This window comes from Geodermatophilus sp. SYSU D00779 (genome assembly GCF_054050595.1).
Genome location: NZ_JBJGZQ010000011.1, coordinates 22104 through 35878, shown reverse-complemented (window position 1 = coordinate 35878; position 13775 = coordinate 22104). Strand labels below are relative to the sequence as shown.

The 13775-nt window shown below is 75.0% G+C and carries 14 protein-coding genes and 1 tRNA gene; 6 read left to right on the top strand and 9 right to left on the bottom strand.

Annotated features, from left to right (window positions below; genetic code table 11):
* Positions 1-54 precede the first annotated feature (54 nt).
* The 4 genes from mctP to ACI79G_RS10575 all read right to left on the bottom strand — a co-directional run bounded on the left by mctP (position 55) and on the right by ACI79G_RS10575 (position 3421).
* On the bottom strand, positions 55-1698 hold the full coding sequence (gene mctP, locus ACI79G_RS10590; protein WP_456881086.1) for a monocarboxylate uptake permease MctP: 1644 nt from the start codon (positions 1696-1698) through the stop codon (positions 55-57).
* Positions 1699-1701: 3 nt separating this feature from the next.
* The gene (locus ACI79G_RS10585) at positions 1702-1977 is read right to left on the bottom strand and encodes a DUF3311 domain-containing protein (protein ID WP_456881085.1); all 276 of its coding nucleotides are present in this window, start codon (positions 1975-1977) and stop codon (positions 1702-1704) included.
* Positions 1978-2042: 65 nt separating this feature from the next.
* Complete coding sequence (locus ACI79G_RS10580) at positions 2043-2864, bottom strand: Nif3-like dinuclear metal center hexameric protein (protein ID WP_456881084.1); 822 nt, start codon at positions 2862-2864, stop codon at positions 2043-2045.
* A 65-nt stretch (positions 2865-2929) separates the two neighbouring features.
* Positions 2930-3421: a GNAT family N-acetyltransferase gene (locus ACI79G_RS10575; protein WP_456881083.1), complete on the bottom strand. Its 492-nt coding sequence runs from the start codon at positions 3419-3421 to the stop codon at positions 2930-2932.
* Between the two features lie 25 nt (positions 3422-3446).
* On the opposite strand from ACI79G_RS10575, the gene ACI79G_RS10570 reads away from it, so the two are divergent.
* From ACI79G_RS10570 to ACI79G_RS10555, 4 genes are all read left to right on the top strand, one after another.
* Complete coding sequence (locus ACI79G_RS10570; protein WP_456881082.1) at positions 3447-5429, top strand: FUSC family protein; 1983 nt, start codon at positions 3447-3449, stop codon at positions 5427-5429.
* Between the two features lie 29 nt (positions 5430-5458).
* Positions 5459-6373 carry an alpha/beta fold hydrolase gene (locus ACI79G_RS10565; RefSeq protein ID WP_456881081.1) on the top strand — a complete coding sequence of 305 codons (915 nt, stop codon included), beginning with the start codon at positions 5459-5461 and terminating at the stop codon, positions 6371-6373.
* 142 nt (positions 6374-6515) lie between these two features.
* Complete coding sequence (locus ACI79G_RS10560) at positions 6516-7919, top strand: WS/DGAT/MGAT family O-acyltransferase (RefSeq protein WP_456881080.1); 1404 nt, start codon at positions 6516-6518, stop codon at positions 7917-7919.
* Positions 7920-7997: 78 nt separating this feature from the next.
* Entirely contained in the window at positions 7998-8996 is a 999-nt protein-coding gene (locus tag ACI79G_RS10555; protein WP_456881079.1) for an NAD-dependent epimerase/dehydratase family protein, read from the top strand.
* 115 nt (positions 8997-9111) lie between these two features.
* Here the strand turns inward: ACI79G_RS10555 and ACI79G_RS10550 are convergent, their stop codons facing one another.
* Positions 9112-10026 carry an alpha/beta fold hydrolase gene (locus ACI79G_RS10550; RefSeq protein WP_456881078.1) on the bottom strand — a complete coding sequence of 305 codons (915 nt, stop codon included), beginning with the start codon at positions 10024-10026 and terminating at the stop codon, positions 9112-9114.
* A 185-nt stretch (positions 10027-10211) separates the two neighbouring features.
* Between ACI79G_RS10550 and ACI79G_RS10545 the strand changes: the two genes are divergently transcribed.
* Positions 10212-11006, top strand: a complete 795-nt coding sequence (locus ACI79G_RS10545; protein ID WP_456881077.1) for an esterase/lipase family protein — start codon at positions 10212-10214, stop codon at positions 11004-11006.
* Positions 11007-11137: 131 nt separating this feature from the next.
* Positions 11138-11464 (top strand): alpha/beta fold hydrolase, encoded by a 327-nt coding sequence (locus tag ACI79G_RS10540; RefSeq protein ID WP_456881203.1) that lies wholly within the window; start codon positions 11138-11140, stop codon positions 11462-11464.
* A gap of 263 nt (positions 11465-11727) precedes the next feature.
* On the opposite strand, the gene ACI79G_RS10535 is transcribed toward ACI79G_RS10540, so the two are convergent.
* The 4 genes from ACI79G_RS10535 to ACI79G_RS10520 all read right to left on the bottom strand — a co-directional run bounded on the left by ACI79G_RS10535 (position 11728) and on the right by ACI79G_RS10520 (position 13550).
* Positions 11728-11997 (bottom strand): hypothetical protein, encoded by a 270-nt coding sequence (locus ACI79G_RS10535; RefSeq protein WP_456881076.1) that lies wholly within the window; start codon positions 11995-11997, stop codon positions 11728-11730.
* Between the two features lie 319 nt (positions 11998-12316).
* Positions 12317-12391 (bottom strand) — tRNA-Val (locus ACI79G_RS10530).
* A 77-nt stretch (positions 12392-12468) separates the two neighbouring features.
* Entirely contained in the window at positions 12469-12930 is a 462-nt protein-coding gene (locus ACI79G_RS10525) for a peroxiredoxin (protein WP_456881075.1), read from the bottom strand.
* Positions 12931-13124: 194 nt separating this feature from the next.
* Positions 13125-13550, bottom strand: coding sequence for a DUF3052 domain-containing protein (locus ACI79G_RS10520; RefSeq protein WP_012949524.1), 426 nt, complete (start codon positions 13548-13550; stop codon positions 13125-13127).
* Positions 13551-13775: the final 225 nt, after the last annotated feature.

Sequence of the window (13775 nt, the reverse complement as noted above, 5' to 3'; positions counted from 1 at the left end):
GCCCGCCGCGAGCTCGCGAGCGGTGGGGGGCAGGGGGGTCCTCCACGGGGTCCTTCACCTGCGGGCCGGTCGCTCCCCCGTCGCTCCCGGCGGTGCCGACTCCAGCGGGTCGGGCAGCTCGCGGAAGGTGGGGTCGTCCCGCTCGGCGGTGTAGTCGGTGTCCGCCGTCCCGTCGACGCCCGGGTCCACCCCTGCTGCCCGCAGCGCCGCGGTGACCAGGACGGTGACCACCAGGTTGACCAGCAGCGCGACGAAGCCGGCGTAGACCGTGACGGCCGTGTCGAGACCGAGGTCGGACAACGCGAACGCCGACCCGCCGAAGTGCTCGCGCAGCACCGTGCCGTCCGGACCGACCCGCTGGGTGACGTAGAGCGCCAGCAGGCCGGCGGCCATGCCGGCCACCCAGCCGGCGACGAGGCCGCCGCGGTGCAACCAGCGGGTGTAGAGGCCGATCGCCACCGACGGCAGCGTCTGCAGGATGATCACGCCGCCGATCAGCTGCAGGTCGATGGAGAACTGCGGGTCGATGAAGATGATCGCCGCGACCGCGCCCAGCTTGACCATCAGCGAGACGACCTTGGCGACCTGCGCCTCCTGCCGCGCGGTGGCGTCGCGCTTGAGGAACTCCTTGTAGATGTTGCGGGTGAACAGGTTCGCCGCGGCGATCGACATGATCGCGGCCGGCACCAGGGCACCGATGCCGATGGCGGCGAAGGCGATGCCGGCGAACCAGCTCGGGAACATCTGCTGGAAGAGCACCGGGACGATGGTGTTCCCGTCGCCGCCGATCGGCGTCACCCCCGCCGCGATGGCCATGAAGCCGAGCAGGGCGATGAAGGCCAGCGCGAAGCTGTAGAGCGGCAGCGCGCTCATGTTCCGCTTGAGGACGTCGCGGTCGCTCGCCGCCAGCGCGCCGGTGATCGTGTGCGGGTAGAGGAACAGCGCCAGCGCCGAGCCCAGGGCCAGCGTCGCGTAGTTCAGCTGCGAGGCCTCGCCCAGCACGAGGCCGCCGGTGCCGGTGGTGGCGAACTTCGCCTCGGCGGCGCCGAAGATCGCGTCCCAGCCGCCGAGCCTGGACGGGATGACGATGACCGCGACGATGATCGTCAGGTAGATCAGGGTGTCCTTGACGAACGCGATGAGCGCCGGCGCCCGCAGCCCGGAGTTGTAGGTGTAGAGCGCCAGGATGATGAAGGCGACGATGAGCGGCAGCTCGCCCTCCACGCCCATCGCCTTGAGCACGGCCTCGATGCCGACCAGCTGGAGCGCGATGTAGGGCATCGTCGCGACGATCCCGGTGATCGCCACCAGCAGCGCCATCGTGGGCGAGTCGAACCGGGAGCGGACGAAGTCCGCCGGCGTCACGAACCCGCGCACGTGGCTGACCGACCACAGCCGGACGACCACCAGGAAGACCAGCGGGTACACCACGACCGTGTACGGGACGGCGAAGAAGCCGGCCGCGCCCGCGCCGAACACCAGCGCCGGGACGGCGACGAAGGTGTAGGCCGTGTACAGGTCACCGCCGAGCAGGAACCAGGTGACCCAGGTGCCGAAGTTGCGCCCGCCCAGGCCCCACTCGTCCAGGTGCATGAGGTCCTCGGCGCGCCGCCAGCGGGCGGCGACGAACCCCATCACCGTCACGAGGAGGAACAGGACGCAGACGATGACCAGCTCGACGACGTTGACCCCGTCCACCGCTCAGCGCTCCCGAGCCGTGCGGCCGGCGGTCGGGCGGCGCCGGGTCGCGCGGTAGGCGAGGAACGTGGCGAGGACGCCGAGGGGCACGAACGCCAGCTGCACCCAGTAGAAGAAGGGCCAGCCGAAGAGCGTGGGCTCGACCCGGTTGTAGAGCGGGACCAGCAGCGGGACCACGACGGCGACCAGCAGCAGCCAGTTCCACGGGCTGCGGTCGCTGCGGGCGGGCGCGACGTCCCGCGTGCGCGGGTCCGCCGGCGGTCTGGTCCCCGCGCTCATCGGCCGGCCTCCTCCTCCGGGGACGGCCCCGGGGGCGTCGTCGTCCGGCCGCGGCTGCGACCGGGTCAGCGGCTGGCCCCGGCGTGCGTCGTCCACGGGTCGGTGCGCCGCCGGGACACGGCGACGTCCACCCGGCCGGACAGGTCGCGGGCGAGGACGTCGGCCGCGACGGGCAGCCAGGGCCACTCGGAGGCGAAGTGTGCCACGTCACAGACCGCTGGACCCGGTACCTCCTGCGCCTCCGACACGGGGTGGTGCCGCAGGTCGCTGGTGAGGAGGACGTCGGCACCGGCCGCCGCTGCGGCGGGGAGCAGCGAGCCGCCGCTGCCGCCGCAGACGGCGACGGTCTCGATGCGGCGTCCCGGGTCGCCGGCCGCGCGGACGCCGCCGACGGTCCCCGGCAGGGCTGCGGCCACCCGTTCGGCGAACTCCGCGAGGGTCGCCGGCTCCGGGAGGCGGCCGACGCGGCCGAGCCCGGCGCGGGGGTCGGTGGAGGCCGGCTGGAGCGGACGGGTGCCGGTGAGGCCGAGGGCCGCGGCGAGGGCGTCGTTCACGCCGGAGTCGGGCGCCCTGTCGGCGTTGGTGTGCGCGACGAACAGGCCGGCGCCGGAGCGGACGAGGCGGTGCACCAGGCGGCCCTTGGGGTCGTCGGCCGGGACGCCGTGGACCGCGGTCAGGAAGAGCGGGTGGTGGGTCACGAGCAGCTGGGCGCCGCTCTCGACGACCTCGTCGACGACGGTGGCCACCGGGTCGACGGCGAACAGCACCCGTTCCACCGGTTCGTCCGGATCCCCGCAGACCAGCCCGACGGCGTCCCAGTCCTCGGCCAGCGCGGGGTCGTAGCGCGCCTCCAGCGCGGCGACGACCTCCCCCAGTGTCACGCTCACCGGCCGGAGAGTAGGTCAGCGACCCGGCGGACGGCGCGAGTGCGACGAGCTCGACGCGGAGGCGGCTACACCGGCCGGGCCATGGCGACGCGGCGGCCGTGCCGGGTCAGGCCGAGCTCCACCTCGTGCCCGGCGAGCGCCTCCAGCTCGGGACCGAGGTCATCGGTCACCCGCCACCCGTGCCGGGCGTACCAGGGCGCGTTCCAGGGCACGTCCGCGTAGGTCAGCAGGGTGACCCGCCGGGCGCCGGCCGCCCGAGCCGCGTCGACCGAGGCCGCGAGCAGCGCAGCACCCACGCCCTGCCGCATCGCCGACGGGTGCACCGACAGCTGCTCCAGGTGCACGTCGCCGTCCACCCGCTCCAGGACGGCGAACCCGACCACCGGCCGCCCGACCACCAGCACCCGCCACGCCCGGGCCCGCAGGTCGGCCGGAGCCGCGGCCGGCAGGTCCAGCACGCCGCGCTCCCGGAACAGCTCGTCGGCGGCCTCCTCGACCGCGGGGACCTCCCTCAGGTCCGCGGCCGAGGCGACCCGGACAGCAGCGACACCGGCCACGCCCGGAGCGTCCCAGAGCGGCGGGATGGAAAGCTCGGGAACCGTGGCGGAGCGGGCACTGCGTGCACCGGCCTGGCTGGAGGAGCTGGTGCGCACGACCCCTCCCCCGGTGCCGTGGCGGGACGTCGTCCGCTTCGCCGTGACCGTGCCCGCGCCCCTCGCCGTGGCGGTCGCGGTCGAGGGCGGCATCGAGCCCGGGCCGGTGCTCGGGGCGGGCGTCTTCGCCACGACCGGCGCGCTCGCCGGCAGCCTCGCCCCGCAGGGCGGCCCGCTGCGCGACCGGCTGCGTCGCACGGCTGCGGCGACCGTCTTCGGCGGCATCGGGCTGGTCATCGGCCAGTTCGCCTCCGGCGGCGGGTGGCTGCCGGTGGTCGTCGTCGCGGTCGCTGCTGCGCTGGCGGCGTTCATCAGCGCGGTCAACGCCGCGCTGTCCCTCGGCTCCCTCCAGCTGCTGGTCTACACCGCCCTCGCCTCGGGCCTGGTCACCCCGCTGTCCGCCGCGGCCGAGGTCGGCTGCTTCGTCGCCGGGACGGCGTGGGCGACGCTCACCACGCTGGTGCAGTACGCGACCGAGCGGGGCGACCCCGACCGGACGGCGGTCGCGACCGTCTTCACCCGCATCGGCGAGCTGCTCGCCGCGGCCGGGACGCCGCAGTCCGAGGAGGCGCGCCGCAAGCTGACCACCGCGCTCAACGACGCCTACGACCGGGTCATCCGCTCGCGCAGCCACACCGCCGGGCGCAGCCGCGAGCTCTCCGAGCTGGCCGGCGTCCTCAACGCGGCCGCACCGCTGGTCGAGGGCGCGGTGGCCACCGCCCGCGCCGGGGTGCCCGCCGACCCGCAGGACGTCGGCGCCGTGCACGCCCTCGCCGCCGCGGTGGCCGGCAGGGAGGAGCTGCCCGAGGAGCGGCCGGAGGCCCTGGAGGAGGGCGAGCCCACCCGGCGGGCGGTGCGCCACGGGCTGCGGCTGGCGTGGAACGTCGTCGGCGACCCCGAGGAGCGGGCCGGGGCGGCGGTCTCCCCGATCCGGCTGGACTGGCGGCTGCGCCTGCGCGACCTCGCCGACCGCACGCTCGGCAGCCCCGACACCCGCGGCTTCGCCGTCCGCCTGGCCCTGTGCATGACGATCGCCGAGATCGCCCGCCAGTACCTGCCCATCGAGCGGCCCTACTGGGTGCTGCTCACCGTCGCCATCGTGCTCAAGCCCGACTTCGGGTCGGTGTTCACCCGCGCGGTCCAGCGCGGTGCCGGCACGCTGCTCGGCGTCCTCCTCGGCTCGGTGCTGCTGGCGGTGCTGCCGCGGAACGCATGGGTGCTGGTCGCCATGGCCGCGGCCGCCGCGCTGCTGCCGTGGGCCCGCGGCGCCAACTTCGGCCTGTTCTCCGTCTTCCAGACGCCGGTGATCATCCTGCTGCTGGACATCGCCCTGCCCGGGGGCCCCGGGCTGGTCGGCGCGCGGCTGCTCGACACCCTCATCGGCTGCGCGATCGTGCTGGTCTTCGGCTACCTGCTGTGGCCGCAGACGTGGCGGGCGCCGCTCGACGAGGCGCTGCGCGACGCCGCGCACGCCCTCGACGAGTTCGTCGAGGCGGCCTTCACCGGCAGCCCGGCCGAGCGGCGCCGAGCCCGCCGGCGCAGCTACCGCACGCTCACCGAGCTGCAGACGCAGCTGCAGCGCCGGCTGGCCGAGCCGCCGCCGGTCAGCACCCGCGCCGCCGCCCTCTGGCCGGTCATCGTCCAGCTGGAACGGACGTCGGACGCCGTGACCGAGGCCGTGATCGCCACCCGGCACGGCGAGCCGGCGCCCGACCTGGCGCAGGTCGCCGTCCTGCGCCGCGCCATCCGCGAGCTGGAGGACGACATCCGCGCGCACCGCCCGCCGGACGACGCCGAGATCCACGCCGACGGCGTCCTCGCCCCGGTCGCCCGCGAGGTGGACGCCGCCCGCCGGTTGGTCCGGGACGCCGCCCCCGGCCGCCGTCCCGGCACCGCCGTCGCCGACGAGTAGGCCGGCGCGGCCCGGGTGAGGATGGCCGGGTGACCGCTCGCGAGCTGACCGTCCGCACCGACGACGGCGTCGACCTGCACGTCGAGACCGACGGCGACGAGCACGCCCCGCTCACCGTCGTCCTCAGCCACGGGTTCACCGCCCGGCTCGGCGAGTGGGACCTGCAGCGCGACGCCCTGCGCGGCCGCGCCCGGCTGGTGCTGTGGGACCAGCGCGGGCACGGCCGCTCCGGCTGGACGCCGCTCACCCGGGCGACGATCGACCGCACCGGCCGCGACCTGGGCCAGGTGCTGGACGCCGTCGTCCCCGAGGGACCGGTGGTGCTGGCCGGCCACTCGATGGGCGGGATGAGCGTCATGGCCCTGGCCCGGCAGCGCCCCGAGCTGTTCAGCACCCGCGTCGTCGGCGCCTTCCTGCTGGCCACCTCCGCCGGCGGGCTGGTCACCACCGGCGTCGTCGGCCTCGCGGTGCGGCTGCTGCGCGCGCTCGGCCTGCTGCCGGTCTACCTGTGGCTGCTGCAGCTGTGGGCGCCGCTGCTGGAGCGCTTCCGCCGCCGCGGCACCCGGATCGGGCGCTGGTACACCCGCCGCTACCTGTTCGGCCGGGACGACGCCGACCCGGCGCAGGTCCGGATGGTGCAGGACCTGCTGGAGGAGACGCCGCTGCCGGTCACGATGGCCTTCTACGCGACCTTCCTCGACCACGACGAGTCGGCGGCGCTGCCGGTGCTCGGGCGGGTGCCGGTCACCGTCGTCGCCGCGACCCACGACCGGCTCACCCCGCTGCCCCACGGACGGCGGCTCGCGGAGGAGATCGGCCCGTCGGCCGAGCTGGTCGTCGTCGACGGCGCCGGGCACAGCGTCAACCTGACCCGCACCGCGGTCGTCGACGCGGCGTTCCTGCGGCTGCTCGACCGGGCGGAGGGCGCTGCGCGCGCGGCCTGAGCCCCGGTGGACGTGACCTCGGCCACGTGGTCGGGTAGGGGGCCACCCGGATGGGGGTCGCGGTGTTCCGGGAGCCCCCGCGGAGCAGGGACGATGGCCCGCCCGGACGAGGCGGGGGTGGGAGGAGCTGACCGTGGACCGCATGAGCCCGACCGACGCCGGTTTCTACTACGCGGAGAGCGAGGACACGCCGCTGCACGTGGGCTCCGTGGCGGTGTTCGAGGGGCCGGCCCCCTCCTACGGCGACGTCGTGCGGCTGCTGCTGGGCAAGCTGCCCCTGGTGCCGCGCTACCGCCAGCGCGTGCGGCGGGTGCCGCTGGACCTGGGCCGGCCGCTGTGGGTCGACGACCCGCACTTCCAGGTCCTGTACCACGTCCGGCACACCGCCGTACCGAGCCCGGGCGGCGAGGAGCAGCTGCGCAACCTGGCCGGCCGCGTCCTCGGCCAGCGCCTGGACCTGGCCAAGCCGCTGTGGGAGCTGTGGCTGGTCGAGGGCCTGGAGAACGGTCGCTGGGCGCTGATCTCCAAGGTCCACCACTGCATGGTCGACGGCATCGCCGGGACCGACCTGATGCAGCTCATGTTCGACCTGACGCCCGACGCCACGCACGGCGAGCCCCAGGACTGGGCGCCGCAGCGCAGCCCGTCGTCCCTCGAGGTCGTCGCCGGTGCCGTGCAGGACGCCGTCACCCACCCGCTGCGCGAGCTCACCCGGCTGTCCGGTACCGAGGGTCTGCGGGGTGCCGGCCGCAGCGCCGTCCGGGCCGGCCGGTCACTCGCCACCGGCGTCCCCTCCATGGCCCGCCAGCTGGCCACGCCGACCGCTCGCTCGCTCAACGGTCCGATCGGCCCGCACCGGCGCTGGGCCTGGACCGACGCGGAGTTCGACGAGCTCAAGAGCGTCCGCACGGCGCTCGGCGGCACCGTCAACGACGTCGTCCTCGCCGCCATCACCCGCGGCTTCCGCGACCTGCTCGAGCGGCGCGGCTCGCTGCGCCAGGGGCTGGTCGTGCGCTCGATGGTGCCGATCTCGGTGCGCCAGGCCGACCAGCGCGGGCAGCTGGACAACCAGATCTCGGCCGTGTTCGTCGACCTGCCCGTCGGCGAGCCCGACCCGGTGGCCCGGCTGACCTCGGTGCGCCGGCAGATGGACGAGCACAAGAAGGTCCTGCAGGCCGTCGACGCCCGCTCGATCATCGCGATGGGCGACTTCGTGGCGCCGACGCTGCTGTCCATGGGCGTGCGGGCCGCGCTGGCCGCCGGCCAGATGTGGTGCCAGGCCGTCACGACCAACGTGCCCGGGCCGCGGGTGCCGCTGTACGTGCTGGGCCGCCGGATGTGCTCGGCGCACGCCTACGTGCCGATCGCCGGCGGCACCCGCGTGTCGATCGGGATCTTCTCCTACCTCAACACGATGACCTTCGGGATCAACGCCGACTTCGACGCCTTCCCCGACGTCGACGTCCTCTCCGAGGGGATCCGGCGCGGCATCGACGAGCTGGTCGCCGCGGCCCGGCAGGCCACCCCGGCGAGCGCCGCGACCTGAAGGACCGCGTCCTCCCCACCCTTCGCAAGCTCAGGGCGGGACCCCGGGACGGGGCCAGCGAGCTGGGAGAGTGGAGCGATGCCAGTCCCTGAATCCGCCCTGACCGTCGCCGTCACCGGTCCCACGGGGACCTTCGGCAGCGGCCTCGTCCCGCTCCTGCAGGCCGACGACCGCGTGGCGCGCGTCGTCGGCATCGCCCGGCGGCCGTTCGACCCGGCCGAGCGGGGCTGGACGAAGATGGAGTACCGGCGCGGCGACGTCCGGGACCCCGCGGCCCTGGAGGAGGCCTTCGCCGGCGCCGACGTCGTCGTCCACCTGGCGTTCCTCATCACCGGCAACGCCTCCCGGGAGACGACCCGGGAGATCAACGTCGACGGCACGCTGAACGTCTTCCGCGCCGCGGCCGCCGCCGGCGCCCGCCGCTTCGTCCACGCCTCGTCGGTGGCGGCCTACGGCTGGCACCCCGACAACCCCGAGCCGATCCCCGAGGACTGGCCGGTGCGCCCGGCCACCCGGCTGTTCTACGGCCAGGAGAAGGCCGAGCTCGAGCAGCTGCTGGAGGCCGAGGCCGCCACCACCCCCGACCTGGCGCTGTACCTGCTGCGCCCGCCGGTGGTGCTCGGCCCCCACGCGATCGGCGCCAAGGACGTCCTGCCCGGCCCGCTCGCGCCGATCGGGCGGGCGCTGTTCAGCCGCCCGCGACGGCTGCCGGTCCCGGTGCCGGTGCTCGCGCCGGAGCTGCGGTTCCAGTTCATCCACGAGGACGATGTCGGCAGCGCGCTGCAGCTGTGCGTCGTGGGCGCCGGTCCGGCCGGCGCCTACAACATCGCCGGGGACGGCGTCCTGACCACCGCCGACGTGCTGCGCGAGTTCGGCGCGCTCCCCGTGCCGGTACCGGCCGCACCCGCCGAGCTGGCCGCCCGCGCGGTGACCCGGGTCCCGTTCCTGCCGCCCGTCGCCGAGTGGGTGGAGGCGTTCACCCGGCCGGTGATCATGGACACCGCCAAGGCGAAGACCCAGCTGGGCTGGCGGCCGCACTTCACCGGGTGGGAGGCGCTGCGGGCGACGCTGGCCTGAAGCAGGAGGCCCCCGGTGCCCCACGCCTCCCGAGCCCGGCGCGGGACGCTGCACCGGGGCCGTTCCAGCACCTCGCTCACCGGGCTCGGGACGGGGCCGGGTGCCTGGAGGGGCCTCAGGGCACCCGCGCGACCGTCGGCAGCCACGCCAGGACGTGCTCGGCCAGCAGCTCCGGGCACTGCAGCTGCGGCACGTGACCGACGCCCGGCAGCTCGACGTAGCGCCAGTCCGGGTGCCGCCGGGCGACGTCACGCGCCACCGACACCGGCACCAGCCGGTCGCGGTCGCCGTGCACGAGCAGCACCGGCACCTGCACGCCGGCCATCGCGCGGCGCATCAACCGCGGGTCGGCCAGGAGCAGGAGCAGCGAGCGGGCCGCGGTGAGGAAGGCGCGGTCCATGCCGACGACGTCACGCCGCTCGTCGACCAGCGCGACCGAGCGGTCGACGAGCGCCGGCGGGACGGCGTCGGGGTCGACGCCGCAGAGCACGAGCATCTCCCGGACCGTGCCGCGCGCGCCGAGCTTCCGGCGACGGCCGGCCAGGTAGCGCAGGCCCGCGCCGGGCAGGGCGTAGAGCCCGAACGCCGCCGCGACCCGGGGGTCCGGACGCCCCCGCGGACCGGGCAGCGCCGGGTCGACCAGCACCAGGCCGCTGACCTTCGCCGGCGAGCGCTGCGCCTCGAGCACCGAGACCATCCCGCCCATCGAGTTGCCGACCAGCACCACCGGCGCGCCGGTCACCTCGCGGACGAAGCGGTCCAGGACCACCACGTTGTCCCGCACCGTGGCCGTCCGCTGCCCCGGCTCGCTGCGGCCGAAGCCGGGCAGGTCGAGGGCGTGCACCCGCGCGTGCGGGGTGAGCAGCGGGGCGAACAGGTCCCAGTTGAGGTGCGAGCCGCCCAGGCCGTGCACCAGGACGACGATCGGCCCGTCCTCCCGGCCGCCGAAGTCGACGTGGTGCACCGGGCCGTCGATGTCCACGGTGCGGCTGTGCCCGGGGGTGTCCCGGGCGTCGGTCTGGCCGTCCATGTCCGTACCGTGCCACGCCCGGATCGCCGCCCCGGCGCCAGGGCGCGGGGTCGCCGGGACGTGTCACACCGCACAGCCAGACTGCCGATGGGTGTATCAGGTGCCGCTCTGGAGTGTCAGGAGCAGTACCGGGTGGTACCTGCAGGGCGGGCCGCCCACGGAGGCCGGCTGACGAGGAGGACGACGTGATCCGAGGCGATGGGCCGGCGCTGCCGCTCTACCTGAGCGAGCCCGGCCGGGCGATGGCCGACTTCGGCCTGTACCTGGCGGCGCGGCCGCTGATGCCGCGGCTGCCGCAGGGCGACGGGCACCCGGTGCTCGTGCTGCCGGGGCTGATGGCCGACGACGCCTCGACGCGGGTGCTGCGCGCGACGCTGCGCCGGCTGGGCTACCGCGTCCACGGCTGGCAACTGGGCCGCAACATCGGCCCCACCGCCGCCTGCGTGGCCGGTATGCGCGACCGCCTCGACGACCTCAGCGACCGCTACGGTCGGCCGCTGTCCCTGGTCGGCTGGAGCCTGGGCGGCATCTTCGCCCGCGACCTGGCCCGCCGGACACCGGACTCGGTGCGCCAGGTGATCACCCTCGGCAGCCCGTTCCGGATCACGCGGCACAGCCAGAGCCGCGCCTCGCGGGTCTTCGACCGGTACTCGCACCTGCACGTCGAGCACCGTTCGCTGCCGCTGGAGCCCGACTGCACGCCGCTGCCGGTGCCCGCGACGTCCATCTACTCGCACCTCGACGGCATCGTCCACTGGCAGACCTGCCTGGAGACCCCCGGCGAGCGGGCGGAGAACATCGCCGTGATGGCCAGCCACCTGGGGCTGGGCCACCACCCGGCCGCCCTCTGGGCCATCGCCGACCGGCTCGCCCAGCCCGAGGGCGCCTGGCGGCCGTTCCGGCCGCCGGTGTTCCTGCGCCCGGCCTTCCCCCGCCCGGACGTCCCGGCGCCGCTGGCCGACGAGGCCGCCGCGGCCTGACCGCACCGACGACGAGGGCCCGGCGACCGCACGGTCGCCGGGCCCTCGTGCGTCCAGGACGTCGTCCACGGGAGTCCCCGGTCCTGCGTCCGCCGTCGCCGACCACTCCTCGGTGAGACCTCGGCCGCACACTGCCGGACCAGGCCCCCGGACCTCCCCCCGCGTCTCGCGACCAAGGCGGCGCTTCCCCCGGTCGGTGCCGAGCGGCGTGCCGACCACCTGGCCGACGACCTGATCGACGGGAACGGTGCCCCGTGGTCATGCTGACCGGCACCTATGACCACCTCACGACCCCGGACGACGGGCGTCGGACCGCCGACCACATCAAGAACGCCCACTTCATCGAGATGGAGGACATCGGCCACTTCCCGATGAGCGAGAACCACGAGGTCTTCCGGCGCCATCTGCTGCAGGCGCTGGAACGGATCGGGTCCCGCTCGGCCACCGCCCAGGCCTGACTGCGGCCGCTGCAGGCCGCACCGCCCTGCCCGGGAGGTCCTCGGCCGGACCTCCCGGGCAGGGGCTCGTACGCCGTGGTCTCCAGAGCTTGTGCCGCTTGGTGAGACCGACGGTGCAGGTGTCACCGCGGTGTCCACGTGGGTGGCAGGGGACGGACGTCCCGGAGGATTCGCCAGGCCCCTCCGGGACCCGCAGCGCGACGATCCAGCGGAAGCGCTGTCCCGCTTCGACGGGCGGCGCGGGGAGGGTTCGAGGACGGGGTCTAACTGGCCGCTGCCGGCTGGGGCGCCTGCGCCTGCTGCGGGCCGCTCGCTGCCGCTGATCCGTCCGATGCCCGGAGCATCTGCGCCATCGCCTCGAGATTGTCCGCCGCCGACGCGCCGCCGCACGTCAAGGACGCGAGGAGCGCGCCGAGCACGCCGGACCGGTCCGCCAGGATCCGGACCCGACCGATCTCGACGACGAGACCCAGCAGGTCGAGACGGAGTCCGTTCGGGATGTCGAGGATCACACATTCCACCGGCGTCGTCATCGAGCGTCCCCTCCCATGACCGGCGAGTGATTCGCCGCACGCAGCAGGATTCGAACCTCCCCGGCAGTCGCGTCCCGCTCGATGCACCGTTCGGCGGCGTCGGCACAGCGACCGCTCGAGGGACAGGACAGAGTGAACCCGCAGTTGCGTCACCGAAGCGTCACCGGCTCGTCACTGGCGAGACGAGGCAGGCGGTGCTGCCCGGACGTCGGCCAGGCGGCGCACCGCCCGCGGAGGACGACCGGACCCCGCAGGTGTCGGCGTTGCCCGCGGCCGGCTCGGGTGCCTGCCGGACCGGCACGACAGAGCGGATGCGGAGTGGTGGGCGCGGCCGGGATCGAACCGGCGACCGCTCGCTTGTAAGGCGAGAGCTCTCCCGCTGAGCTACGCGCCCCGCGCGCCCAGAGTAGGCGGCCCCCTGCAGGGTCCCGCCGCGAGCTCGCGAGTGGCGGGGGGGCAGGAGGTCCTTCCTCAGGCGGCCAGCTCGGCCACGGCGTCCTTCCAGCCCGACTGCTCGCGGGCATCCCCCGGGCCGTTGACCTCGGCGAACGCGACGCGACCCTCGGCATCGACGAGGAAGGTGCCGCGCACGGCCATGCCGGCTTTGTCGTTGAACACGCCGTAGGCCTGGGCGACGGCGCCGTGCGGCCAGAAGTCCGACAGCAGCGCGAAGTCGAAGCCCTCCTGCTCGCGCCACGCCTTGAGGGCGGGGGCCGGGTCGGTGCTGAGCGCGAGCACCCGCACGCCGGCGTCGGTGTAGGTCGCCAGCTCGTCACGCAGCTGGCACAGCTCGCCGGTGCAGATCCGGGAGAAGGCGAAGGGGTAGAAGACCAGCAGGACCGGCGTCCCGCGCAGGTCGGCCAGCGACACGACCTGGCGGTCCTGGTCGGGCAGGCTGAACTCGGGCGCGACGTCCCCGACGGAGAGGCTCATGCGCCGATCGTGCCGCATCGCCGGCGCGGACCGGGCGGCCCCCCTGCGGGGTCCCGCCGCCGGTCCGGTGACGGACCGGAACGGCCACCCCTCAGGAGCCCACGCCGAGCGTGCGAGGCGTCGGGGCGGCCTGCTCGCAGGGGCCCGCCGCGAGCTGGCGAGTGGTGGGGGTCGAGGGCGTCCTCCGACCTTCCTCAGCGGCGGCTGCGCGCCGCCTTGGGGGTGACCAGGCGGATGCCGGACCAGTCCTTGGCCGCGGAGACGCTGCTGGTCTGCGACAGACCGGCGGTCGGGGCGACCTCGGTGACGTCACCGGGCTCGACGTGACCCGGGCGACCGGACTTGGGCACCAGCAGCCACACGACGCCGTCGTCGGCGAGCGACGTGATCGCGTCGGTCAGCGCGTCGAAGAGGTCGCCGTCGTCCTCCCGCCACCACAGGAGCACGACGTCGGCCACCTCGTCGGTGTCCTCGTCGACCATCTCGCTGCCGGAGACCTCGACGATGGAGTCCCGCAGGTCCTCGTCGGCGTCCTCGTCCCAGCCGAGCTCCTGCACGACCATGCCCGGCTTGATGCCCAGCCGGGCCGCCATGCTGGCGCTGCCCGAGTCGACGCTCATCCCTGCTGTTCCTCCATGGGTTCCGATGCGGCTGACCGGGGGACACGTCCGTGCCCGCGCCGGCGGGGTGTCGTGGGGACGGGATGCGCGGCCCGGGGCGCGGGGTGCGGCGGACCGCAGGTGGACAGGACACGACCAGCGGGAGACCTCCCCCGCAGCCCGGTCATGTCACCCCTTCCCGTCCGCACCGGTCACCCTGCCTCGGGTGTCCGAGGCCACGGCCGG